The organism is Companilactobacillus sp. FL22-3 (genome assembly GCF_054881455.1).
In genome coordinates this window covers 51,956-75,082 of the sequence record NZ_JBTYYZ010000010.1, presented here as the reverse complement: position 1 = coordinate 75,082, position 23,127 = coordinate 51,956, and the positions used below count along the sequence as shown (strand labels likewise).

The 23,127-nt window shown below is 38.3% G+C and carries 41 protein-coding genes; 2 read left to right on the top strand and 39 right to left on the bottom strand.

Translation table 11 applies throughout. The features are described from left to right. Positions 1 to 51 precede the first annotated feature (51 nt). Positions 52 to 1,155 carry a YdcF family protein gene (locus ACYT32_RS10045; protein WP_395265972.1) on the top strand — a complete coding sequence of 368 codons (1,104 nt, stop codon included), beginning with the start codon at positions 52 to 54 and terminating at the stop codon, positions 1,153 to 1,155. A gap of 158 nt (positions 1,156 to 1,313) precedes the next feature. Here the strand turns inward: ACYT32_RS10045 and ACYT32_RS10040 are convergent, their stop codons facing one another. The 36 genes from ACYT32_RS10040 to rpsJ form a co-directional block, all read right to left on the bottom strand. Then, complete coding sequence (locus ACYT32_RS10040; protein ID WP_395265971.1) at positions 1,314 to 1,829, bottom strand: GNAT family N-acetyltransferase; 516 nt, start codon at positions 1,827 to 1,829, stop codon at positions 1,314 to 1,316. Between the two features lie 90 nt (positions 1,830 to 1,919). Beyond that, complete coding sequence (gene rpsI, locus ACYT32_RS10035; RefSeq protein ID WP_395265970.1) at positions 1,920 to 2,312, bottom strand: 30S ribosomal protein S9; 393 nt, start codon at positions 2,310 to 2,312, stop codon at positions 1,920 to 1,922. 13 nt (positions 2,313 to 2,325) lie between these two features. Then, positions 2,326 to 2,769, bottom strand: a complete 444-nt coding sequence (rplM, locus tag ACYT32_RS10030) for a 50S ribosomal protein L13 (protein ID WP_395265969.1) — start codon at positions 2,767 to 2,769, stop codon at positions 2,326 to 2,328. A 126-nt stretch (positions 2,770 to 2,895) separates the two neighbouring features. Next, positions 2,896 to 3,642, bottom strand: a complete 747-nt coding sequence (gene truA / locus ACYT32_RS10025; protein ID WP_395265968.1) for a tRNA pseudouridine(38-40) synthase TruA — start codon at positions 3,640 to 3,642, stop codon at positions 2,896 to 2,898. A gap of 3 nt (positions 3,643 to 3,645) precedes the next feature. Further along, positions 3,646 to 4,443, bottom strand: a complete 798-nt coding sequence (locus ACYT32_RS10020) for an energy-coupling factor transporter transmembrane component T family protein (RefSeq protein WP_395265967.1) — start codon at positions 4,441 to 4,443, stop codon at positions 3,646 to 3,648. Between the two features lie 3 nt (positions 4,444 to 4,446). Continuing rightward, entirely contained in the window at positions 4,447 to 5,301 is an 855-nt protein-coding gene (locus ACYT32_RS10015) for an energy-coupling factor transporter ATPase (RefSeq protein ID WP_395265966.1), read from the bottom strand. Beyond that, positions 5,277 to 6,110 (bottom strand): energy-coupling factor ABC transporter ATP-binding protein, encoded by an 834-nt coding sequence (locus ACYT32_RS10010; RefSeq protein WP_395265965.1) that lies wholly within the window; start codon positions 6,108 to 6,110, stop codon positions 5,277 to 5,279. The genes ACYT32_RS10015 and ACYT32_RS10010 overlap by 25 nt, the downstream gene beginning before the upstream one ends. Before the next feature lie 186 nt (positions 6,111 to 6,296). Further along, positions 6,297 to 6,677, bottom strand: coding sequence for a 50S ribosomal protein L17 (gene rplQ / locus ACYT32_RS10005; RefSeq protein WP_057891232.1), 381 nt, complete (start codon positions 6,675 to 6,677; stop codon positions 6,297 to 6,299). Positions 6,678 to 6,707: 30 nt separating this feature from the next. After that, the gene (locus ACYT32_RS10000; protein WP_119325798.1) at positions 6,708 to 7,646 is read right to left on the bottom strand and encodes a DNA-directed RNA polymerase subunit alpha; all 939 of its coding nucleotides are present in this window, start codon (positions 7,644 to 7,646) and stop codon (positions 6,708 to 6,710) included. A gap of 63 nt (positions 7,647 to 7,709) precedes the next feature. Beyond that, positions 7,710 to 8,096: a 30S ribosomal protein S11 gene (gene rpsK / locus ACYT32_RS09995; RefSeq protein WP_025023834.1), complete on the bottom strand. Its 387-nt coding sequence runs from the start codon at positions 8,094 to 8,096 to the stop codon at positions 7,710 to 7,712. 21 nt (positions 8,097 to 8,117) lie between these two features. After that, positions 8,118 to 8,483, bottom strand: coding sequence for a 30S ribosomal protein S13 (gene rpsM / locus ACYT32_RS09990; protein WP_395265964.1), 366 nt, complete (start codon positions 8,481 to 8,483; stop codon positions 8,118 to 8,120). A gap of 23 nt (positions 8,484 to 8,506) precedes the next feature. After that, a complete protein-coding gene (gene rpmJ, locus ACYT32_RS09985) occupies positions 8,507 to 8,623 on the bottom strand; it encodes a 50S ribosomal protein L36 (protein WP_010018546.1) in 117 nt (38 codons plus the stop codon). Between the two features lie 32 nt (positions 8,624 to 8,655). Then, a complete protein-coding gene (infA, locus tag ACYT32_RS09980) occupies positions 8,656 to 8,874 on the bottom strand; it encodes a translation initiation factor IF-1 (protein ID WP_010018544.1) in 219 nt (72 codons plus the stop codon). 95 nt (positions 8,875 to 8,969) lie between these two features. Continuing rightward, on the bottom strand, positions 8,970 to 9,623 hold the full coding sequence (locus ACYT32_RS09975) for an adenylate kinase (protein ID WP_057891235.1): 654 nt from the start codon (positions 9,621 to 9,623) through the stop codon (positions 8,970 to 8,972). Between the two features lie 14 nt (positions 9,624 to 9,637). Further along, the gene (gene secY, locus ACYT32_RS09970) at positions 9,638 to 10,933 is read right to left on the bottom strand and encodes a preprotein translocase subunit SecY (RefSeq protein ID WP_395265963.1); all 1,296 of its coding nucleotides are present in this window, start codon (positions 10,931 to 10,933) and stop codon (positions 9,638 to 9,640) included. Then, positions 10,933 to 11,373, bottom strand: a complete 441-nt coding sequence (rplO, locus tag ACYT32_RS09965; protein WP_395265961.1) for a 50S ribosomal protein L15 — start codon at positions 11,371 to 11,373, stop codon at positions 10,933 to 10,935. The genes secY and rplO overlap by 1 nt, the downstream gene beginning before the upstream one ends. A 30-nt stretch (positions 11,374 to 11,403) precedes the next feature. After that, a complete protein-coding gene (gene rpmD / locus ACYT32_RS09960; RefSeq protein ID WP_041501346.1) occupies positions 11,404 to 11,589 on the bottom strand; it encodes a 50S ribosomal protein L30 in 186 nt (61 codons plus the stop codon). Positions 11,590 to 11,606: 17 nt separating this feature from the next. Next, positions 11,607 to 12,107 (bottom strand): 30S ribosomal protein S5, encoded by a 501-nt coding sequence (rpsE, locus tag ACYT32_RS09955; protein WP_395265960.1) that lies wholly within the window; start codon positions 12,105 to 12,107, stop codon positions 11,607 to 11,609. Positions 12,108 to 12,125: 18 nt separating this feature from the next. Beyond that, entirely contained in the window at positions 12,126 to 12,491 is a 366-nt protein-coding gene (gene rplR, locus ACYT32_RS09950; protein ID WP_395265959.1) for a 50S ribosomal protein L18, read from the bottom strand. A gap of 16 nt (positions 12,492 to 12,507) precedes the next feature. Further along, positions 12,508 to 13,038 carry a 50S ribosomal protein L6 gene (gene rplF / locus ACYT32_RS09945; RefSeq protein WP_395265958.1) on the bottom strand — a complete coding sequence of 177 codons (531 nt, stop codon included), beginning with the start codon at positions 13,036 to 13,038 and terminating at the stop codon, positions 12,508 to 12,510. A gap of 30 nt (positions 13,039 to 13,068) precedes the next feature. Then, on the bottom strand, positions 13,069 to 13,467 hold the full coding sequence (gene rpsH / locus ACYT32_RS09940) for a 30S ribosomal protein S8 (protein WP_102196865.1): 399 nt from the start codon (positions 13,465 to 13,467) through the stop codon (positions 13,069 to 13,071). A 29-nt stretch (positions 13,468 to 13,496) separates the two neighbouring features. Further along, on the bottom strand, positions 13,497 to 13,682 hold the full coding sequence (locus ACYT32_RS09935; RefSeq protein ID WP_010018530.1) for a type Z 30S ribosomal protein S14: 186 nt from the start codon (positions 13,680 to 13,682) through the stop codon (positions 13,497 to 13,499). A 17-nt stretch (positions 13,683 to 13,699) separates the two neighbouring features. Beyond that, positions 13,700 to 14,242 carry a 50S ribosomal protein L5 gene (rplE, locus tag ACYT32_RS09930; protein WP_395265957.1) on the bottom strand — a complete coding sequence of 181 codons (543 nt, stop codon included), beginning with the start codon at positions 14,240 to 14,242 and terminating at the stop codon, positions 13,700 to 13,702. Between the two features lie 16 nt (positions 14,243 to 14,258). Further along, positions 14,259 to 14,501, bottom strand: a complete 243-nt coding sequence (gene rplX / locus ACYT32_RS09925) for a 50S ribosomal protein L24 (protein ID WP_395265956.1) — start codon at positions 14,499 to 14,501, stop codon at positions 14,259 to 14,261. Between the two features lie 32 nt (positions 14,502 to 14,533). Beyond that, positions 14,534 to 14,902, bottom strand: coding sequence for a 50S ribosomal protein L14 (rplN, locus tag ACYT32_RS09920; protein ID WP_025084417.1), 369 nt, complete (start codon positions 14,900 to 14,902; stop codon positions 14,534 to 14,536). Between the two features lie 29 nt (positions 14,903 to 14,931). Next, on the bottom strand, positions 14,932 to 15,207 hold the full coding sequence (gene rpsQ, locus ACYT32_RS09915; RefSeq protein WP_041501339.1) for a 30S ribosomal protein S17: 276 nt from the start codon (positions 15,205 to 15,207) through the stop codon (positions 14,932 to 14,934). A gap of 22 nt (positions 15,208 to 15,229) precedes the next feature. Next, positions 15,230 to 15,424 (bottom strand): 50S ribosomal protein L29, encoded by a 195-nt coding sequence (rpmC, locus tag ACYT32_RS09910; protein ID WP_010018524.1) that lies wholly within the window; start codon positions 15,422 to 15,424, stop codon positions 15,230 to 15,232. Further along, on the bottom strand, positions 15,414 to 15,845 hold the full coding sequence (gene rplP / locus ACYT32_RS09905; protein WP_395265955.1) for a 50S ribosomal protein L16: 432 nt from the start codon (positions 15,843 to 15,845) through the stop codon (positions 15,414 to 15,416). Before rplP ends, rpmC begins: the two co-directional genes overlap by 11 nt. Before the next feature lie 3 nt (positions 15,846 to 15,848). Next, positions 15,849 to 16,526 carry a 30S ribosomal protein S3 gene (gene rpsC, locus ACYT32_RS09900; protein ID WP_395265954.1) on the bottom strand — a complete coding sequence of 226 codons (678 nt, stop codon included), beginning with the start codon at positions 16,524 to 16,526 and terminating at the stop codon, positions 15,849 to 15,851. An 18-nt stretch (positions 16,527 to 16,544) separates the two neighbouring features. Then, complete coding sequence (gene rplV / locus ACYT32_RS09895; RefSeq protein WP_120144181.1) at positions 16,545 to 16,898, bottom strand: 50S ribosomal protein L22; 354 nt, start codon at positions 16,896 to 16,898, stop codon at positions 16,545 to 16,547. A 17-nt stretch (positions 16,899 to 16,915) separates the two neighbouring features. After that, positions 16,916 to 17,194 carry a 30S ribosomal protein S19 gene (rpsS, locus tag ACYT32_RS09890; protein WP_395265953.1) on the bottom strand — a complete coding sequence of 93 codons (279 nt, stop codon included), beginning with the start codon at positions 17,192 to 17,194 and terminating at the stop codon, positions 16,916 to 16,918. A 34-nt stretch (positions 17,195 to 17,228) separates the two neighbouring features. After that, the gene (gene rplB / locus ACYT32_RS09885) at positions 17,229 to 18,062 is read right to left on the bottom strand and encodes a 50S ribosomal protein L2 (protein WP_395265952.1); all 834 of its coding nucleotides are present in this window, start codon (positions 18,060 to 18,062) and stop codon (positions 17,229 to 17,231) included. A 16-nt stretch (positions 18,063 to 18,078) separates the two neighbouring features. Continuing rightward, positions 18,079 to 18,366, bottom strand: coding sequence for a 50S ribosomal protein L23 (gene rplW, locus ACYT32_RS09880; RefSeq protein ID WP_395265951.1), 288 nt, complete (start codon positions 18,364 to 18,366; stop codon positions 18,079 to 18,081). Further along, positions 18,366 to 18,989, bottom strand: coding sequence for a 50S ribosomal protein L4 (gene rplD, locus ACYT32_RS09875; RefSeq protein WP_395265950.1), 624 nt, complete (start codon positions 18,987 to 18,989; stop codon positions 18,366 to 18,368). Before rplD ends, rplW begins: the two co-directional genes overlap by 1 nt. A gap of 17 nt (positions 18,990 to 19,006) precedes the next feature. Continuing rightward, positions 19,007 to 19,642, bottom strand: coding sequence for a 50S ribosomal protein L3 (rplC, locus tag ACYT32_RS09870; protein ID WP_010018514.1), 636 nt, complete (start codon positions 19,640 to 19,642; stop codon positions 19,007 to 19,009). A gap of 33 nt (positions 19,643 to 19,675) precedes the next feature. Then, a complete protein-coding gene (rpsJ, locus tag ACYT32_RS09865; RefSeq protein WP_010018513.1) occupies positions 19,676 to 19,984 on the bottom strand; it encodes a 30S ribosomal protein S10 in 309 nt (102 codons plus the stop codon). A gap of 287 nt (positions 19,985 to 20,271) precedes the next feature. On the opposite strand from rpsJ, the gene ACYT32_RS09860 reads away from it, so the two are divergent. After that, the gene (locus ACYT32_RS09860; RefSeq protein WP_395265949.1) at positions 20,272 to 21,468 is read left to right on the top strand and encodes a CPBP family intramembrane glutamic endopeptidase; all 1,197 of its coding nucleotides are present in this window, start codon (positions 20,272 to 20,274) and stop codon (positions 21,466 to 21,468) included. A 260-nt stretch (positions 21,469 to 21,728) separates the two neighbouring features. Here ACYT32_RS09860 and ACYT32_RS09855 read toward each other — a convergent pair whose 3' ends face one another. From ACYT32_RS09855 to ACYT32_RS09845, 3 genes are read right to left on the bottom strand one after another with little or no spacing between them, the layout of a single operon-like run. Further along, positions 21,729 to 22,550, bottom strand: a complete 822-nt coding sequence (locus ACYT32_RS09855) for a hypothetical protein (protein WP_395265948.1) — start codon at positions 22,548 to 22,550, stop codon at positions 21,729 to 21,731. Further along, positions 22,540 to 22,851, bottom strand: coding sequence for a hypothetical protein (locus ACYT32_RS09850; RefSeq protein ID WP_395265947.1), 312 nt, complete (start codon positions 22,849 to 22,851; stop codon positions 22,540 to 22,542). The genes ACYT32_RS09855 and ACYT32_RS09850 overlap by 11 nt, the downstream gene beginning before the upstream one ends. 26 nt (positions 22,852 to 22,877) lie before the next feature. Next, positions 22,878 to 23,042 (bottom strand): zinc metalloprotease, encoded by a 165-nt coding sequence (locus tag ACYT32_RS09845; RefSeq protein WP_395265946.1) that lies wholly within the window; start codon positions 23,040 to 23,042, stop codon positions 22,878 to 22,880. Between the last annotated feature and the right edge of the window lie 85 nt (positions 23,043 to 23,127).

Sequence of the window (23,127 nt, the reverse complement as noted above, 5' to 3'; positions counted from 1 at the left end):
TAATATGATTATTTCGGAGAAAGTAATAATTTGTCTTATAGAGGTGATTTTATGAACGAACTTACTCCGTATATGGACTCTCTACAAAAGATCTCAGCTTATTGGGGATTAGCCACTATCGTCTTATTCGGAATTTTCCTATTTTTGTGGTTGCGGGAACCACGAAGGTTGCTCAACGGTATCACCTTCACAATTTTCTTTATTGCTTTCTTGACTGAGTTAGCAATCTTGATTTTCAGTACGGGTAATTTACCGTTCATCGTCATTATGGGCACGTTATTTTTACTAATACTTGGTGTGATTGCTTTAACATTGGTATTCATGTGGGCTTTGTTACTGTGGAACGCCATTGTCGTTTGGAAACGTGAAAGCCATAATCTATCAAACATGTTGACCTTGCTTCTGGCAATCTTTTTGATTGTTTTATGGTTTGCCAATGTCTTTATGGCTGAACATTCTAAATTCTTACCTGATTGGTTCAACACTTTGATTTCCTGCTTGCCCTTCGTCGGTATGTACTTGTTAGTCTGTTCTTACAACTTTTTAGCCAATGTCTTCCTATATCAATTCGTTCCTCGGGGGTACAAAGCCAATTACTTAATCGTTCTCGGGGCCGGTTTGATCAACGGTGACAAAGTTTCACGATTACTCGGCAGCCGTATCGATGCGGCGATTAAATTTGCTAACAAACAGATCAAAAAAGGCCGGCCTGCCCCTAAAATTGTCTTCTCTGGCGGACAAGGACCTGATGAAAAACTCTCCGAGGCCAGAGCCATGGCTGATTATGCTATTGAACATGGCTGGGATAAAGATTTAGTTATTCTCGAAGATAAGTCGCGTAACACTTTGCAGAATATGCAGTTTTCTAAATCAATTATCACCAAAGATTATGGCAATGATGAGGCCAATATCAAATTTTTCAGTAATAATTATCATATCTTCCGGGCCGGTCTCTTCGCCAAAATGGCCGACTTAGCAGCTAACGGCGTCGGTGCACCCACTAGATTTTACTTTTTGCCAAATGCTTTGATCCGAGAGTTTGTGGCAATTCTCTTAATGAACAAGAAGCGACACTTGATTGTGATCGGCTTCATTGGTGTAATGACTCTATTGATGGTTGCCGTAACTATTTACGTCGACATAATGGCAAAATAAACTTTCACGTCTGGTCACCTCTGGTGATTAGGCGTTTTTTGATTTGGGCAAAAAAATACCGGCAACCTTATCATTCAGTTGTCGATACATAATATTAATAATTTCCTTTAAAATATGTTCCATTCGAATTAAAATTTTCGGAACTCTCTATGAAATAGTTAAACCATGCCCGCTAAATTCTGCTCCATCACAACAACTGTATAACCGGGAACTGGAATTTCCCGTCCGTCTTTAACGAAGCCATTCTTGAGCAAGAATTGTTCGCTCTGAACATTTCCTTTGGCATAGGCTAATTCTATTCGACTTATCCCAGAATTTTCCACAGCACTTAATACATCACTCATAATGGAACTTCCAATACCCTTACCTTGATATTTGGCGTCGACCATGAAAAATCCCATCCAAGCACTCTTATCATCAGGATATGAAGTAACCAAATCAAGGATAGCTATTAGATCATTATCCTTAAAGAAACCGACGTAATACTTGTCATCCAAGGTTTTGTTAGCTGGTACGACTTTCATATCTTCCAAAATACTGTGACGCGTTGCCTGTGGTGGACAATAAGAAAAATAAGTTGGATTGCTTTGAACTAATGCAAAAGCTTTATTGGCATCTTGAACTGTCAATTTACGTACTTGATAACTTGTGGATAAGTTTTCTACATTAAGCATAAATTTTCCCTCTTTTCATAATCTAATGCTAACAAAAAAACATCCCTCACACTGAGAGATGTTTTTGATCCAAAACAGAAAATATAAATATTAACGTTTTGAGAATTGTGAAGCCTTACGGGCTTTCTTAAGACCTGGTTTCTTACGTTCCTTCATACGAGGGTCACGTGTCAAGAAGCCAGCTGACTTGAGTGAAGGTCTGAAATCAGGATCTACATCAAGAAGTGCTCTTGCGATACCATGTCTAATTGCTCCAGCTTGTCCTGAGAAGCCTCCACCATTAACGTTAGCAATAACGTCATAGCTTTCTGCTGTTTCAGTAATATCTAGAGGTTGTTTCATATCAGCAATCAAATTGTCAAAAGGAATGTAATCTTTGACATCACGTTTGTTGATAGTAATCTTTCCGTTTCCGGGTACTAGGCGTACACGAGCAACTGAGTCCTTGCGACGACCTGTTCCGGCGTATGATACTTGTGCCAAATTCTTTTCCTCCTTAAATTAGTTTGTTGATATCCAACATTTCTGGATTTTGGGCTTGGTGGTTATGTTCTGAACCTGCATATACATGCAACTTCTTAATTTCTTGACGACCAAGAGTGTTCTTAGGCAACATACCGCGAATTGAATCTTCAACAAAGCGTTCTGGCTTTGTAGCTTGCTTTTCGCCGGCGCTGATACTCTTCAACCCACCTGGGTGATCTGAGTGAGAATAATAAATCTTATTCTTAGCTTTCTTACCTGTTAATCTAACTTTATCTGCATTGATGACAATCACATTGTCACCTGTATCAACGTTAGGTGTGTAAGTTGGTTTGTTCTTACCTCTAAGAATAGAAGCAACAACTGATGAAAGTCTACCTAAGACAACATCTTCACCGTCAATTACATACCATTTACGTTCAACTTCACTTGCTTTTGCTAATGGTGTTGTACGCACTTTAATTTCCTCCAGTTTCTACGTCTGTTTGACAACTCAATAAGTTTCCGGGGCTTATCGTGGGGCAAACAATACCAGTTACAATAATACTGTGATTTTAACCCTAAGTCAATATTTATCCACAGATTATTCATAAAAAACTTCTTTTAAATATAGCCCGCTAGCTGGTGCTGTACCACGTGCTTCTTGGCGATCTTTAACTTCAAATAATCGCAAGAAATCATGTACATCCCGACGCCCATTACCAATCTCCAACAGAGTAGCAACTAAAATTCTAACCATATTATATAGGAAGCCATTGCCTGTAAATTCGAAAACTAATTCGTCATTGTTCTCATTATACACGCATGTTGCAGAATAGATAGTCCTAACTTTATTTTCTATCACACCGCCTGAAGCCGCAAAACTGGTAAAATCATGTTCCCCAATTAGATCTTGTAACGCTAACTGGATTTTATCCACAGACAGCTTGTAAGGATAATGACCTGTGTAAAAACGTTTGAAGGGATCCGTATAATGTCCTAAAGCGACACGATATTGATAAGTCTTTCGTTTCACCCCAAAGCGGGCATGAAAATTCTCATCGACAATCTGAGCATCTTTTACGACGACATCTAATGGCATTAACGAATTGATTGCCTTTAACATACTCTCTGCCGGGATCTTCCCTGGATAATCAAAGTGAATCACTTGTCCTAAAGCATGCACTCCGGCATCAGTCCGACCAGAACCGAAAACGTCGATCTGCTGCCCTTTTGTCATCTTCGTCAAGGCTTTTTCTAAAACACCCTGAACTGTCCGCAGCTCATTTTGTCGTTGAAAGCCATGAAACTTAGTCCCATCATAGGCGATGGTTAGTTTGTATCTTGTCATAAATTAATAACTCCGTAATAAAAGTAAAATCACTGTTAAAGCTGCCATCGAAAGCACCATCAGATTGTCTTGTCGTCCCCAATTGAGAACCCGATATTTACTACGGCCTTCTCCATCCTTATAGCCTCGTGATTCCATCGCAATCGCTAAATCATAGGCAATTGAAAAACTGCTGACGAACAGAGGAATCAGAATTGGCACAAAGGACTTGATCCGCTTGATCAATCCACCTTCGCCAAAGTCAACTCCACGAGCCCGTTGAGCGTCCATGATCTTAGTTGTTTCATCAACCAATAGCGGCACGAATCGCAATGCAATCGACAGCATTAAAGCTACTTGAGTCACTGGAAAGTTGATTTTTTTCAGCGGTTTAAGAATGCTCTCGATTGAATCGGAAATTTCGATCGGTGTCGTGGTCAATGTTAATAAGGTCGAAATAAAAATAATTAAAATAAAGCGAATAAAGATATAGCCAGCAATTACTGCCCCTTCTTTTGACAGTGTAAAGATCCCCCAGTGCCAAATTGGATGGCTGCTAGGCGTAAATAGTAACTGCAAAGCAACGGTAAACAGAATCAGCCAAAAGACTGGTCTCAGTCCTTTTAAAAAGAAGCTAAAGCTGATTTTTGATAAATAGACAGCAAACAATACGAAAATTAACATAAAGCCATAAGAAGCCACATTATTTGCTAGAAATACAATCCCCACAAAGAAAAAAGTTGCCAGAAATTTACCACGAGGGTCCAAGCGATAGATAATCGAATCTCCCGGTAAATATCTTCCCAATATTATTTTATTCATTAATTAATCACCATTTATCTGTTGTTTGATCTTAGTTCCTAGTTCGTCAATTGTAATCGGTAATTCAGTGAATTGAAAGTTTCTCTCCATTAAGTCTTTAGCAAAGACAGCACTCTTTGGTAAGGTCAAGAGTCCATCTTTAATTAAAGCCTGGTTGTTGAAAACTTTTGGTGGTTTACCTTGAGCCACAAGTTTTCCACGGTGGATAACTGCCATTTCATCGGCGTAATTAGCCACATCGTCCATATTGTGCGTGATCAAAATGATCGTTTTCCCCTGAGCTTGCAACCCCTTGAATAAGTCCATGATTTCTTGCCGTCCCACTGGGTCCAGGCCAGCTGTCGGTTCATCTAAGATGATTGTCTCGGGATCACTAGCCAACACCCCCGCGATTGCCACACGCCGCATCTGTCCACCAGATAGATCAAAGGGCGACTGTTTCAACAAGGATTCATCCAAACCAACTTTTTGGATCATTGCATGAGCGCTTGCTTTAGCTTCTGCTTCCGTAGCCCCAAAGTTCATGGGTCCAAACATGATATCTTTTTCCACAGTTTCTTCAAACAACTGATTTTCGGGAAATTGAAAGACCATACCTACTTGTTTGCGCAGTGGTTTCAGATTCTTGTTATTGGTCGTAGGCGTAATCAAACGATCTCCGACTTTTATCGTACCAGAAGTTGGTTTCAAAAGGGCATTGATATGTCGAACTAGAGTTGACTTCCCACTACCTGTTTGACCAACGATAGCCGTAAATTTTTTATCTTGAATTGTTAGTGAGACATCGTCAAGACCTAAACTAGCGGTGGGACTGTCTGGATTATATGAATGTGTTACATGTTCGAAGACAATTTCCATAAGGTTTCCTTTAGCTCCTCTTCATTTAAGTAGTTTTGAGGCAAGTTAACTTTATCCCCTAGTGTTGACATTAATTGACTTGTAAATGGCTCCTCAAGCCCATATTTTTGTAAATCCGAGCCTAATTCATAGATCGTATCCGGAGTCCCATCTCGAACAATCTGACCGTCATTCAAAACAACGATTCTTTGGGACAGTTCTGTCTCTTCAATATCGTGGGTAATTGAAATAATCGTCAAGTCTTGTTGACTGCGTAATTGTTGAACTAAATTCAAGACCGTCTTACGACCGTCTGGGTCCAGCATACTAGTCGATTCGTCCATGATTATGATCTGGGGTCTAGTTGCCAAGACTCCCGCAATCGCTACCCGCTGTTTTTGTCCTCCGGATAACGATTGGGGATCACGCTTCTTAAAATCAGCCATCTTGACTAATTTTAGAGCCTGGTCAACTTCTTTTACCATCTGCTCACGAGGCATACCTTGATTCTCTAGGCCAAATGCTACATCATCTTCCACCGTAGCACCAACAAATTGGTGATCAGGGTTTTGGAAAATAATCCCAATTTTGGTTCTTGCCTCCCAAATATTTTGATCATCAATCACTTGTCCATCGATTGCAATCGTACCTGAGTCAGCTTCTATCAATCCATCGATCAATTTGGTCAACGTTGATTTGCCACTACCATTCTTTCCTACGATCGATAGCCATTCATTCTTATGAATATCAAGCGTGAGATCACGAATTGCCTGATGCTTAGCTTCTGGATAAGTATAGTTTAAGTCTTTAATAGAAATAATATTTTCCAAAAGTTATCTCCCTCGAAATGTTTTACGTCTATCATAACAAATTTGAGCAAAAAAAAATCATTCGACAAATTAGTGTCTCCAATTAAGGAGATCTCAGAGATAGACTTAGTCAAAAATGACCATCATCTTAACACTCACTAATTCATCAGAATGACTGATTTTTTAATAATTAATAAACAATTATTATTAAACTAATTCAATAATAACCATTGGAGCAGCATCTCCACGGCGTGGAGTTGTCTTCAAAATACGTGTGTATCCACCATTACGTTCTTTGTAACGAGGTGCGATATCACTGAAAAGTTTTTGAAGAGCTGATTGAACAACAACTGCGTCATCATCTTCTGTAATGTTAGCAACTTCGTTTCTAACATAAGCAGCAGCTTGGCGACGAGCATGCAAATCTCCGCGTTTACCTAAGGTTATCATCTTTTCTGTTGTACGACTGATCTCTTTAGCACGAGTTTCAGTTGTTACAATGTGTTCATTAATGATTAAATCAGTAGTTAAATCGCGCAACATTGCTTTTCTTTGTGAACTTGTACGTCCTAATTTGCGGTAGCCCATGTCTATACCTCCTGTTTGAATTTGATATTATTAGTCTTCTTGCTTCAATGACAATCCAAGATCAGCAAGCTTTTCTTTAACCTCAACTAGTGACTTGCGTCCTAAGTTACGAACACGCATCATATCAGCTTCGGATTTTTCAGTAAGCTCTTGCACAGTATTAATACCAGCACGCTTCAAACAATTATATGAACGAACTGACAAGTCAAGTTCTTCAATAGTCATTTCAAGTTTCTTTTCTTTTTGAGTTTCCTCTTTTTCGATCATCATGTCAGCACTCTTAGCTTCTTCAGTAAGGTTTACAAAACTGTTTAGATGTTCTGTAAGGATCTTAGCTGACAAACTAATAGCTTCGCGTGGTCCAATTGAACCATTTGTCCAGATATCGATTGTTAATTTGTCGAAGTCGTTTCTCTTACCCACACGAGTGTTTTCAACTTGATAGTTAACTTTTTCTACAGGTGTAAAAATCGAGTCAACTGGAAGAACACCAATAGGTGTTTCGTCCGTCTTATTTTGTTCTGCAGGAGTATATCCACGACCATTTTTAATTGTCATTTGCATGTGGAAGTGTCCACCCTCAGCAACAGTACAAATAAATTGTTCTGGATCGAGGATTTCCAAGTCATCATCAGCTTTGATATCGTTAGCTGTAACAGTAGCTGGACCAACAATGTCGATTTCAGCTTTTAAACTGTCTTCAGCATAAGACTTGAGCTTTAATTTCTTAACGTTAAGCACGATTTGGGTAACGTCTTCAATTACGCCATCAACAGCTGAAAATTCATGCAATACACCGTCTATTTGAATATCAGATACCGCAGTACCAGGTAATGATGCTAATAAAACTCTACGTAATGAATTACCTAAAGTTGTACCATAACCTCTTTCAAGCGGTTCGATAATATATTTACCGTAACTACTACTTTCTTCAACAGAAGTAATAGATGGCTTTTCAAATTCGATCATTCGGTTAGTTCCCCTTTCAAAACGAAATGTGTGTAGCTTAGTTCATATGGGTATACAACCATTCTATACACGACGACGCTTTGGAGGACGAGAACCATTGTGAGGAACTGGTGTAACATCACGAATAGCAGTAATTTCCAAACCAGTAGCTTGTAGTGAACGGATTGCAGCCTCACGACCAGATCCTGGACCCTTAACAGCTACTTCGACTGTTTTCATACCATGTTCCATTGATTCTTTAGCAGCTGCTTCTCCAGCCATTTGTGCGGCAAATGGTGTTGATTTACGACTACCCTTGAATCCTAGTGCACCAGCTGATGACCATGAAACGGCATTACCGTTAACATCAGTGATCATAACAAGTGTATTGTTGAATGTGGAGTGGATATGTGCAACACCAGATTCAATATGCTTCTTAGTACGACGCTTACGACCTTTACTTTGTGCCATGATTAACCTCCTATCTTATTATTACTTCTTCTTACCAGCAATGGTAATCTTCTTACCCTTACGAGTTCTTGCATTATTCTTTGTGTTTTGTCCACGAACTGGCAAACCACGACGATGTCTCATACCACGATATGAGCCAATTTCTTGTAGTCTCTTGATGTTCATGCTTACTTCACGACGTAAGTCACCTTCGACACGAATTTTATCAACTTCTGCACGAATTTTATCTTCTTGATCAGGAGTTAAGTCTCTTGTACGAACGTCCTCTGATACGCCTGCATCTTTAAGCACTTTTTGAGCTGTTGTTTCGCCAATACCAAAAATGTATGTTAAAGCAATAACAATTCTCTTATCACGAGGTAAATCTACACCTGCTATACGAGCCATTAATCAATGCACCTCCTATTTTATTATCCTTGTCTTTGTTTGTGCTTTGGATCTGCAGAGCAAATAACCATGACGCGGCCGCGTCTCTTAATTACTTTACAGTGTTCGCACATAGGTTTAACGGATGGTCTTACTTTCATATTGTGGAACCTCCATTCCATTAAAAAACTTATTATCTATATCTATATGTAATTCTTCCCTTGGTTAAATCATAAGGGGATAATTCCACGGTAACCTTGTCACCGGGTAAAATTCTAATGTAGTGCATGCGGATTTTACCTGATACATGGGCTAGAACTGTAGCGCCATTTTCAAGTTTTACCTTAAACATCGCATTAGGCAATGTTTCTGAAATTGTACCTTCTACTTCAATGACATCTTCTTTTGCCAAAGATATTAACCTCCATACGGGATGAAATTATTCTGCATATACTGGCGAATTATACAATAATTTTCCGTACATGTAAACATTCAAAGCAAAAAGTTTTACAAGTTTTGTAAAACTTTCTTGACTTCGTTATAAACTTCATCTATTTCTTGTTCACCATTGATCTTGTGCAACAAGTTCAACTTGTCGTAAAAATCAATTAATGGTGTATTCATTTCAATGTTAACTTTCAATCTATTCTTAACAGTCTCAGGCTTATCATCTTCACGTTGATAAAAATCATGTCCGCCACAGACATCACATGTTCCTTCAACCTTAGTAGGATTGTAGATCTTATGATAAGTTGCGCCACAGTTAGAACAAATATATCTTCCAGATAAACGATCAACTAATGTTTCAGGCTTTACATCGATATAGATGACAGCATCTATCGGTTTGTTTACATTCTTTGCAATTGTCTGTAAAGCGTTAGCCTGTTCAAGAGTTCTCGGAAATCCATCTAACATATATCCATCTTTTTGGACATCATCTTCAGCTAAACGTTCTTCAACGATAGCTTCGGTAACATCATCTGGAACAAGTTCACCTTTGTCGATGAACCCTTTTGCTTTCAAACCAACTTCTGTCTTGTTGGCCATAGCAGCTCTAAACATGTCACCTGTTGAAATATGAACAACTTTAAAATCTTCAACAATCTTTTCTGCTTGAGTACCTTTACCTGCACCAGGTAATCCCATCAATACAATATTCATTGTCACATCTCCAATTATCTAATAAATCCAACGTATTCACGTTTCATCAAAAGACCACGTAATTGACGATCCATTTCCAAAGCAACACCAACGATGATCAACAAACTCGTACCACCTAATCCGATGGATTGAGGTAAGTTGAACAAGTTAGCAGCTAATAATGGAAGCAATGAAACTAAACCTAGGAACGCAGCTCCGACAGTTGATAGTCTCATCAAAACGCCTGACATAAACTTGATTGTTTCATTACCAGGCCAAACTCCAGGGATATAAGCCCCTTGTTTTTGTAGGTTCTCTGCAAGCTTCTCAGGATTTACTTGAACAAATGCATAGAAGAATGTAAATAATACAATCAACAATGTATAAATAATCGAACCTGTTGTAGTCTGCATACTGAATATTTCAGTTAATACTTGATACCATTGATCTCCACTGTGATTTGCTTGAAAGGCCATCAAAATTGTTTGAGGCGTAACAATAAATGAACTAGCGAAGATAACGGGAATAACACCAGCAACGTTAACCTTTAATGGTAGGAAACTTTCACTACCACTACCAGCAGCACGTCTTGTATATTGAATTGGAATTCGTCTGTTTGCTTGTTGAACGTAAGTTACAAACTGAACAACAATCAAAATGATTACCACAAGGGCAACTAGGAAGCCAATATTCTTAGCAAGATCTGCTGAACTGGAATTTGTAATATAATCACGGTAAATTTGTTGAATCCCATTAGGGAAACGAGCAATGATACCAGCAAAAATAATTACGGAAACTCCATTACCGAGACCATTTTCAGTGATCTGCTCACCGATCCAAGTAAGAAGCATCGTACCACCGGTTAAAATGATACCGATGGAAACGAAAGCCCACATATTTGGAGATTTGACTAATCCCAAACCACTTAATTGGTTAAAACCGGCTGTAATACCGATCGACTGAACAAAACCTAAAACAATCGTCAAATATCTCGTTACTTGATTTAACTTTCTACGGCCAACTTCACCTTGTTTACTCCACTCAACAAACTTAGGAACAATATCCATTTGTAAAAGTTGAACAACAATTTGAGCCGTGATGAATGGTGAAACACCCATTGAGAAAATGGAATAGTTCGAAAGACCACCACCGGTAACGGTATCCAACAGAGGAACAAGTCCAGTGGAACCAACCTTTTCCATTGCCGCAGCGTTAACTCCGGGAACGGTAATTTGTGATCCTAAACGATATATTACAAGTAACATCAAGGTAAATAGGATCTTCTTACGAATTTCTTTTACCTTTAGAGCATCTCTGATAGTTCCAAGCATTAGATCACCTCGACAGTGCCACCAGCGGCTTCAATTGCTTTAGTAGCTGCGGCTGAACTCTTAGCAACTTTAACAGTTAACTTAGCACTAACCTCACCGTTAGCAAGCAACTTAACACCATTATATTGTTTCTTAATGATACCAGCTTCTTTTAATGTTTCTGCATTAACTTCAGCACCATCATTAAACTTACTTAAATCACTTAGGTTTACAATAGCATATTCCTTGCGGTTAATGTTATTGAATCCACGTTTTGGCATACGACGGAACAAAGGCATTTGTCCACCTTCAAAACCAATACGTGTCTTACCACCTGATCTAGCCAATTGACCTTTTTGACCACGACCAGCAGTTTTACCTGTACCACTTGAAGTACCACGACCTAGACGTTTTCTTGCATGTCTTGAGCCTGCACTTGGCTTAAGTTCGTTTAGTTCCATTATTGCACCTCCTAATCTCTTATAAATTTATTAATCTTTAACTTCTTCAACGCTTACTAAGTGAGCGATTTTACGTACAGCACCACGAATTGCAGCATCATCCGGCTTAACAACAGAACTTGAAACTCTTCCGAGGCCTAGTTCTTTGACTGTTTTACGTTGAGCAGGAAGGCGGTGAGCTGCACTTCTAATTAGAGTAATTTTAAGTTTAGCCATTATTACACACCTTTCTTCTAGTTAAGCAATTCTTGGGCTGAGATTCCGCGCATTTCAGAAACGCTTTCGGCAGTCTTAAGTTGTTTTAGTCCATCGATTGTTGCACGAATTACGTTGATTGGTGTATTTCTTCCAAGTGACTTACTTGTAACATCACCAACACCTGATAATTCGATAACGGCACGAACAGCACCACCAGCAGCAATACCAGAACCTTCTTCAGCAGGCTTCAACATGATTCTACCAGCACCGTAAGTACCGATAACTTCATGAGGAATTGTTGAACCAACCATAGGAACACTAATAAGGTTCTTCTTAGCATCTTCAACAGCTTTACGAATAGCTTCTGGAACTTCTTGAGCTTTACCAGTACCGAAACCTACGTGACCATTCTTGTCACCAACGATTACGATAGCAGCAAAACGTAGACGGCGTCCACCTTTAACAACCTTAGTAACACGGTTGATTGAGACAACGCGATCTTCTAATTCTAATTGAGATGGATCGATATATGTCATAAATTTGGTTTCCTCCTTCTAGAATTTTAGCCCATTTTCACGAGCTGCTTCAGCAAGACTTTGAACACGACCGTGATATAGGTAACCGCCACGATCAAAGATAACATTGCTAATTTTAGCTTCTTGTGCTCTTTGTGCAATCAATGCACCAACAGCTTCAGCTTGTTCAACTTTTGAACCGTCTTTAATTTCTTTATCAAGAGTTGAGGCACTTGCTAGCGTTACACCCTTTACGTCATCAATAATTTGAGCGTAAATGTTTTTATTCGAACGGAATACGTTTAAGCGTGGGCGCTCAGCAGTACCAGAGATTTTGGCACGGATACGTCTTTGACGTTTTTGACGTGCTTTGTTCTTGTCTGGTTTTGTAATCACAATTTTCACCTCATAGATTTATTTACTATTTACCAGTTTTACCTTCTTTACGACGTACATATTCGCCAACATAACGAATACCTTTACCTTTATAAGGTTCTGGAGAACGTACATCGCGGATTTCAGCAGCAAATTGACCAACCTTTTGCTTTGAAATACCTAAAACGTTGATTTCTGTATTTGAAGGAGATTCGATCTTGATACCTTTTGGTGCATCCATAACAACTGGATGTGAATATCCAACTGAAAGTGTCAATGTGTCACCTTTAACTTGTGCACGGTAACCAACACCTCGTAGTTCAAGTTTCTTTTCGTAACCTTCTGTAACACCAATGATCATGTTGTTAAGGTTTGAACGCATTGTTCCGTGAAGAGCTTTATCATTTTCACTTTCACGTGTGAACTTAGCTTCATTACCTTCGATTGTTAACTTGATCTTTGGACTGAATTCTCTTGTTAATTCACCCTTAGGGCCTTTAACAGTGATGTTTTCATCTTTTTGAGTAACTGTAACTCCGGCTGGAATTTCAATTACTTTATAACCGATACGACTCAAATTAGTGCACCTCCTTACTTTTTAAGTATATTACCAAATATAAGCGATTACTTCTCCACCAACGTGTTGAGCGCGGGCTTCTTTGTCAGTAATAACACCTTTTGAAGTTGAAAGAATAGCGATACCTAATCCATTAAGAACCTTTGGCACGTTATCTGAATCAACATAACTACGTAGACCTGGTCTTGAAATACGTTTCAAGCCTGAAATGACGCGTTGTTGATCTTTACCATATTTTAAGAAAATACGAAGTACGTTTTGTTTGTTATCTTCGATAACTTCGTAATCCTTGATAAATCCTTCATTCTTAAGAATCTCTGTCATGCTCTTCTTGATGTTTGAAGCAGGAATTTCTAGAGATTCATGTTTAACCATGTTTGCATTACGAATACGTGTTAAGTAATCTGCAATAGGATCTGTCATGACCATTTGATTTGCCTCCTTTTTTTATTAAAATCTTACCAGCTAGCTTTTTTCATACCAGGGATTTGACCTTCATGAGCCAATTGACGAAGGCAAAGTCGGCAAAGCTTGAATTTACGATATACAGAATGTGGACGTCCACAGCGTTCGCAACGTGTATAAGCTTGAGATGAGAACTTTGCGGGTCTATGATTACGTACGATTTGAGATTTCTTAGCCAATGAATTTACCTCCTAATTTATTTTGTGAATGGCATACCGATTTGTGATAACAATTCACGTGATTCTTCATCTGTGTTAGCTGTTGTAACAATAACGATGTCCAATCCACGGATTTTGTTAACCTTATCGTAGTCAATTTCTGGGAAAACCAATTGTTCTTTAACACCTAATGTGTAGTTACCACGGCCATCGAATGAACGTGTTGATACACCACGGAAGTCACGAACACGTGGTAAAGCAATGTTGATTAGTTTGTCAAGGAAGTCATACATACGGTCACCACGAAGTGTAACCTTAGCACCGATTGACATACCTTCACGAAGTCTGAAACCAGCGATTGATTTCTTAGCTTTTGTGATCAAAGGTTTTTGACCAGCAATCAAACCTAGTTCTTCAACAGCTTCGTCAAGATTCTTTGAGTTAGCAATTGCATCACCAACACCCATGTTCAAAACAATCTTTTCAACTTTAGGTGTTTCCATGACTGATGAATAGTTGAACTTCTTCATCATTGATGGTGTGATTTCGCTAACGTACTTTTCTTTTAATGCGTTAACCATTTAGTTTTCTCCTTTCTTATTTATCTTCTTTATCAGTTGTCTTACTTACAACTTTAACGTTAGTTGCGCTAATAGGTCTTTCAACGTCAACAATTCCACCTTGGGGTTGAGCGTTGGTTGGCTTAGAGTGTTTCTTTACAACGTTAACGCCTTCGACGATAACTTTGTTAGCAGCAGGGATAGCTTTTTTAACTACGCCTGTCTTGCCCTTAGCATCACCGGCAATAACTTTGACATTGTCTCCAGTTTTTACAAACACTATTCAGCACCTCCTGAATTTAATTGTTCTTTTTATAGCACTTCTGGTGCTAGGGATACGATCTTCATAAAATCGTTATCACGTAGTTCACGAGCAACGGGTCCGAAGATACGTGTTCCTCTAGGTGTTTTATCAGCATTAATAATAACTGCGGCGTTTTCATCAAATCTGATGTAAGAACCATCTGTACGGTGAGCACCTGATACAGTTCTTACGATAACAGCTTTAACGACGTCACCCTTTTTAACAACGCCACCTGGTGTTGCTTGTTTGACAGTAGCTACGATAATATCACCGATATTAGCTGTCTTACGGTTTGAACCACCAAGAACTTTAATTGTTAGAATTTCACGAGCTCCAGAATTATCTGCAACTTTTAGACGACTTTCTTGTTGAATCACGTTTTGGCCCTCCTCTCATCAGTTATGGTCTAGATTTTGACTGCTTTTTCGACGATTTCTAATAAACGGAAGCGCTTTGTCTTTGACAAAGGTCGAGTTTCCATGATACGTACAATATCGCCAACTTTTGCTTCGTTGTTATCATCTTGAACGTAATATTTCTTAGAATATCTTACACGTTTTCCATAGACTGGATGTTGTTTAGTAGTTTCAACAACTACAACGATTGTTTGATCCATCTTGTCTGAAACAACGCGTCCTTGATATACCTTACGACGGTTACGAGTTTCTTGTGTTTCGCTCAACTTGATGTCCCCTTCCTGTTTATTATTTTTCGTTATTCTTTTGGTTTTGAGCTGTTCTTAATCTTGCAATGTTCTTTCTTACAGCCTTTAGACGAGCTGTGTTTTCCAATTGGCCTGTAGCTTGTTGGAAACGCAAGTTGAATAGTTCTTCTTTATATTCTTTAACTTTGTCTTGCAATTGAGCAGCAGTTAGCTCTTTGATTTCACTAGCCTTCATCAGCGCCACCTACTTCCTCACGTTTTACAAACTTAGTTCTAACAGGTAGTTTGTGTGATGCAAGTCTCAAAGCTTCGCGAGCAACTTCTTCAGAAACACCACCGATTTCAAACAAAATCTTTTGACGTTTAACTGGAGCTACCCAACCAGCTGGAGCACCTTTACCATTACCCATACGAACACCTACACCCTTAGCAGTGTATGATTTATGAGGGAAGATTTTAATCCAAACCTTACCACCACGCTTCATGTAACGAGTCATAGCAACACGGGCTGCTTCAATTTGTCTATTTGTGATCCAGCTTGAGTCAAGTGCTCTCAAACCATATTCACCAAATGTAACTTCTTTGCCACCTTTAGCTTCTCCGCGCATCTTGCCACGGAATTCACGACGGTGTTTTACACGTTTTGGTACTAGCATAGATTATTCTCCTTTCCCTTCATTTTTTGTTTCGTCGTTATGTTGTGGTTTAGCAGGAAGAACTTCACCACGATAGATCCAAGTTTTAACACCTAAATTACCGTATGTTGTCTTTGCTTCAACCCAAGCATAATCGATATCAGCACGTAATGTGTGCAAAGGAACAGTTCCTTCTGTATGCCATTCACGACGAGCCATATCAGCACCGTTCAAACGACCAGAAATTTGTACCTTGATACCCTTAGCACCTGCACGTCTTGAGCGTTGAACTGCTTGACGTTGTGCACGTCTGAAAGCAATACGAGCTTCAAGTTGACGGGCGATGCTTTCACCAACAAGTTTTGCATCTAAATCAGGTTTCTTGATTTCGATGATGTTGATGTGAATGTTTCTGTTAGTTAAGTTATTTAGTTCATTACGTAATTTTTCAACTTCAGAACCACCTTTACCGATAACCATACCTGGTTTAGCAGTGTGAATTGAAACAGTAACGTTCTTAGCAGTACGTTCGATTTCGATTCTTGAGACAGAAGCATTTGAAAGTTTGTCTTCAATATACTTACGAATCTTAAGGTCTTCATGTAAAAATGTTGAAAAGTCTTTATTGTTTGCATACCATTTGGCATCCCAGTCACGGATAACACCGACACGGAATCCGACTGGATTAATCTTTTGACCCACTAAAAGTTACCTCCTATACTATTCTTTTTCACTTACAACGACTGTAATGTGACTTGTTCTCTTGTTAATTGGTGATGCTGAACCCTTTGCTCTAGGACGGAAACGTTTTAGAGTTGGTCCTTCGTCTACGAATGCTTCGCTAACGAAGAGGTTTTGTGCATCTAAATCAAAGTTGTGTTCTGCGTTTGCAATTGCTGACTTAAGAGCTTTAGCAATAATTGGAGAGCCTGCTCTAGGTGTGAATTGCAAAATTGCAAGTGCCTCAGCAGCTTGCTTGCCTCTGATTAGATCAATAACAAGGCGAGCCTTACGAGGTGCAATACGCACGTTTGTAACTCTAGCTGTTGCAGATGTAATTTCTTGTTCTGCCATCATTTAAGTCTCCCTTCTTATTTCTTTGTCTTCTTGTCATCTGTTGCGTGACCATGGAATGTACGTGTAGGTACGAATTCACCTAACTTGTGTCCAACCATATCTTCTTGGATATAAACTGGAACATGCTTACGTCCATCATGAACTGCGATTGTATATCCTACGAAACTAGGAAAAATTGTTGAACGTCTTGACCATGTCTTGATAACTGACTTTTTGTCAGAATCTGCTTGTGCATCGATCTTCTTTAGAAGGTGTGCATCTGCGAATGGTCCTTTTTTTAAACTGCGACTCATCTTATGTCCTCCTTATATTATTCTAATGAATAGTCTACTTACCTTTTCTATGACGAACGATAAGCTTTTCAGATTTGGCATGAGTTGAACGAGTTTTCTTACCAAGAGTCTTCTTACCCCATGGTGACATAGGAGATGGATGACCGATAGGAGCTTTACCTTCACCACCACCGTGTGGGTGATCGTTAGGGTTCATAACTGATCCACGAACTGTAGGTCTCATACCTAACCAGCGCTTACGACCAGCTTTACCAATCTTAATAAGTTCATGTTGTTCATTACCGATTGAACCAACAGTTGCACGGCAAGTTGAAAGAACCAAGCGAACTTCACCAGAAGGTAAACGTAAGATTGAGTACTTTCCATCTCTACCTAGCAATTGGATTGATGTACCAGCTGAACGGCCGATTTGACCACCCTTACCAGGTTTCAATTCAACGTTATGGATTGTAGTACCAACAGGAATGTCAGCAAGTACAAGTGCGTTACCTGGTTTGATATCAGCTTCTTTACCAGATTGAATAACTTGCCCTACTTCAAGACCTTTAGGAGCTAAGATGTATGATTTAACACCATCTGAATAGTGAATAAGTGCAATATTTGCTGTACGGTTAGGATCGTATTCGATTGCCTTAACTGTAGCTTTGACACCGTCTTTGATACGTTTGAAATCAATAACACGGTATTTTTGTTTGTGTCCACCACCACGGTGACGAACTGTAATATGACCGTATGAGTTACGACCAGCAGTATGGCTTTGTGATTCTAGAAGTGTCTTTTCAGGAGTTGTCTTAGTGATCTCAGAAAAGTCAGAACCTGTCATATTACGACGACCGTTTGTGGTTGGTTTATACTTGATAATCGCCATTATTGGACCTCCTTATTTATTCTTCGTCGAAAATCTTAATTTCGTCTGAATCTGCTGTAAGAGTGATGATAGCCTTACGACGTTTTGCTGTGAAACCAACATAACGGCCTTGGCGTTTCTTCTTACCTGAAACATTCATAATATTTACTTGTTTAACTTTAACACCGAAAATTTCTTCAATAGCTTGTCTAACAAGAACTTTGTTAGCATCTAAGGCAACATCAAAAGTATATTTCTTGTCGCTCATAGCATCCATTGAGCTTTCAGTAACAACGGGGCGAATAATTACGTCTCTTGCATTCATTATCCAAGCACCTCCTCAATTTTAGAAAGTGCTGCTTTTGTAACAACTAACTTGTTAGCGTTAATAACGTCAAGAACGTTAACACCTTCTGGTGCAACAACCTTAACCTTATCAATGTTTCTTGCTGATAAAGCAACGTTGTCGTTGCCATCTTCAACAACTACAAGAGCTTTGTTGTCAGCACCTACTGTATTTAGTAATTGTGCAAAAGCTTTTGTACTTGGCTTGTCGTATGAAATTGAGTCAATAACGATTAGGTTACTGTCAGCAGCCTTTTGTGAAAGTACAGACTTCAATGCCAAACGGCTAACCTTCTTAGGAAGGTGATATGCATAAGATCTTGGTGTAGGGCCGAATACGACACCACCACCTACCCATTGAGGTGATCTAATTGAACCTTGACGAGCACGTCCTGTACCCTTTTGACGCCATGGTTTTCTACCACCACCACGTACTTCGGAACGGTTCTTAACATCATGAGTACCTTGTCTCATTGATGCACGTTGCATGATGACTGCATCTGTAACAACACTATCGTTTGGTTCGATACCAAAGATTGCATCTTTTACTTCAACAGCACCGTTCTCAGCACCGTTATCTTTGTAAGCTGTGATTTTTGTCATAACTCATTTCCTCCTTCCTATTTTTGATTAGCTTTAATAGCTGTTTGAATTTTAACTAATGATTTGTTAGCACCGGGAACATTTCCCTTAATCATGATTGCATTACGTTCAGCATCAACTTTGATGATTTCAAGGTTTTGTGTAGTAACACGGTTGTTACCCATAACACCTGGAAGCATCTTACCTTTGAATACACGGTTGATGATGGCACCCATTGAACCAGCAACACGGTGATATCTAGAACCGTGAGTTTCTGGACCTCTAGCTTGACCAAAACGCTTGATGTTACCTTGCATTCCGTGTCCCTTTGTTGTACCTGTAACGTCGACAATATCACCAGAATTAAATGTATCAACTGTAACGTTGCCACCTAATTCGTAGTCTCCCATTTCAACATCGCGGAATTCGCGAATGTAGTGCTTAGGAGTTGTATTTGCCTTTTCTGCATGACCTTTGGCAGGTTTGTTTGATAGAACTTCACGTCTGTCTTCAAAACCTAGTTGAACGGCCTCATAACCATCATTTTCAACTGTCTTAAGTTGCATAACAACGTTTGGTGTTGCTTCAACAACTGTTACGGGAACAAGTTCACCGTTGTCAGTGAAAATTTGAGTCATTCCGACTTTTTTACCAAGAATTCCTTTTCTGGCCATGTTTGCACCTCCAATAATTTATTTTTTTAATAATTATAATTTAATTTCAATGTCAACACCTGATGGTAGATCCAACTTCATAAGTGAATCAACCGTCTTCTTTGTTGGGTTAACAACGTCGATAAGTCTTTTATGTGTACGCATTTCGAATTGCTCTCTAGAATCCTTATGCTTATGTGGTGAAGCTAACACTGTATATAGTGAACGTTCTGTAGGCAATGGAATTGGACCTGAAATTTGAGCTCCAGTTCTCTTTGCTGTTTCCACAATTTTGTCAGCTGATTGATCTAGAATACGATGTTCATAAGCCTTCAAACGAATGCGAATTTTTTGACTTGCCATGGGGTTACCTCCTTTTTGTCTCTTTCAAGATGACCGGCTCCGTGAAAATATCCGCCAGCCCTGCCGTGGCAAAGCGGCCGGGTGTGTCGCAACCTCTCACTTCTAAGCCGTCGATATTTTTTCAATACCTCTTTGGTACATACTTCTAACCGAAATAAGCACTCTTATAATATTACACGATGAACTCCACATTTTCAAGGTGAAATCAAGCATTTTTTTAAATGTAAGTCGCTTTCTTAAAAAAGAATTTTCATCTATACTCTAAAAAGAGTCTATGGAGGTGTAATTTGAATAATCTCGAATTTAGTTATAATAACAGGTTTGCTCAAAATAATAAAGACAAAATTTATTTTCGTCTATTTAAAGTTCAAGTGATTTTAAATGCTCTGATTATTTTCAGCTACAGTGCGGTTACTAAGAACCTGTTATTATTCTTACCGATCGGTTTGAATTTATTAGCACTTTATCTTAAACCGAATCCTCAACGAATCATTGACCGCACGAATTTTCTTTTTCAATTATTCTTCCAAGTGTATATCATCGCTCAATCATACTATTATCTCATTGGCGTGACGATGCGTTTATATAATTGGAACTTACCCAGTTCGATTGCACTATTCCTAGTCTCTTTGCTAGTGATGTACATTCCTTACACGATTGTTTTCTTCGGTCGGATACAAAACACTTGGCTACAACTATTGAGCATGTTATTCATCTTTGAAGTTGTTGCCATGGGTACGACTGACGGGGTGATCGATGGAACGATTCTTTCATTGAACCATTTTGTCATCTTATTGAACGACTCAGCTTTCATGGGTGCAATAATTTTCCTACTGTTAACTTTAGTCATCATGAAGCATTGGAGTTATCCCGGACCTTCGATGAGACTCACTAAAGAAGCCAATTGGAAAATCCTCTTGCTATTGTTGATCTTTTGCATTTGGTTCGTAATATGGAACGCTTTTGGTGGTAGCGGCTCTTTCTTAAAGTCATTTTTCACCTTTAATTTCTCACATGTCACCTTTAAGCCTCAAAATATTTTAACAGGGCTTGAAGCAGGTATAGCTGAGGAATTACTTTTCCGATATGTCTTCCTAACGATCTTATTGAGAGCCTTTCGTAATCACCGTTACCAAATTTTCTATGCGGCAGGTATTAGCAGTCTCTGCTTCGGCCTATTGCATTTGACCAATCTGGCTGCAGGTCAAAACCTGGCTAACACTCTCAATCAAGTAATCTTTGCTTTTGGAATGGGATTGTTAATGTGTGGCATCTACTTATACACTAAACTCTTCTATATAATAGTAATTTTTCACACCTTATTAGATACCTTGGTATTCAGTGTTTCCGGAGTAACGATGACTGGTAAAGTAACGGTAATAGACAGTATCTTTACAATTGTTGAAACAATATTATTCATCTTAATTGCTATTGGATTATTAATATCTGTTTATAATAGAAGAAATCGATTCAATTTTGGGTAAAAAAGGTTTTGGGACAAAATTTAACAAAAAGCAATTGATAAATTCCACTATTTGGAATTTTCAATTGCTTTTTTTACTTCGAATTGGGAGTTATGTCCCTAACTCTTATTTATTTTTATCGATTTCTTGGTTCGCGTTTTTTAAGGATGGTTGGTTTAGTTTGTCGTCTTCAGTTGCTATTTGGGGTTTGCGCTGGTTTTGAATTGGTACTTCTTAATATTTAAAGATTAAATAATAAAAAATCTGTGTATCTTCCCCTATTAACTGTGAAGCAGTTTATTGATTTTACTTGTAATTTTCTCTATTTCATCATTTTGAATATTCACAAAGCCTGGATTATTTAATTGATATTTATTTCCTTTCTTAATCCAAAACAGAATATAGGGATCTTTAATAGGATAAAAATTTTTAGAAGTTAATTTATATTTAGTCTCATAATCCTGCCGTTTTCCCCTACTAACATTCGAAAAATTTTCAACTTGTGTTACTATTTTACTTCCAATTTTTGGCATAGGGAAACCGGGATCGTTAACGAAAACTTTTGTGTCTGGATTATTATAGCCATAATCCTTGCCATAATAATTTCCTTCAACATCAGTATATAAATACTGCACTTTTGTCAGTCCACCACCAAATTCGGTTTTTATTGTACGCCCTTTCAATGATTTACTTCCACTGAGAACTTTGTTCACAAATATAGTTACTTCAGTAGTCGGACCTATAACCTTATCTTTCATTTCTTTATAGTTAACAATCGTAGCATTAATCACTGTATTCTCTTTAAAAAATGAAGCCTCATTCAGTTTACTATCTTTCAAGCCTTCAACTAATTGTAAGCTAAAGTTCTCATGATCGTCTTCTATTGTTTCAGTGGTTGAACTTATTTTAGGATATTTTACTACTGGTATATTTTTAATCTTATTATTCCATTTCTTTTTATTAGTCTTAATTTCAGTTTCAAAAGAAGATTGTTCTTTCGTATTTGACAATTTCTGAGATTGAGTTGAACACGCACTAATAGACATCAGGCAAAGAGTCATTATTAAGTATGTTACTACGCTATTAATTTTTTTATATTTCATAATTAATCTCACTTGTCATTAAATTCAATTTATCAACTAATACCTTTTCACCAGCTATGGTTCTTTCTTCTATTCCCGCATACAAATCTTTTACGGTAACAGTTACTCCACGGATTATAATTTTAATCTTATTCTCCCAAATATTTTTATTTGCCTTCTCATTTTCAATAAAAGAAATCTTTTGTAAATGTACAGCCTTGTTATCTTTTAGACTTACACCATATGACTGATCTAATTTTCCACAAGATACTAATAAAACCAAAGATAACTGCAATGGATACAATAGCATTCGCCTTTTCATTTTAAAATTCTCCCATTCTCAAAATCCTAATAAAGAGCATTTACTCCTTGCAAATCTCCAAGATATGGTCCCGCTTTTTTAACTTCCAGAATATTTGATTTCATGATCATTTCAGATGTTAAATTATTATGTGCTAATCTAACGGCGTGTCCAATTTCATGTACAAAAGTTGCTTCTCTGGTTCTTGACATACTCCTATCATACCAGAATTTAGAATATGAAAAATCCATAATACTTTAATTCTTATTTGTCGTATAATTTACGTTCATCGGTGTT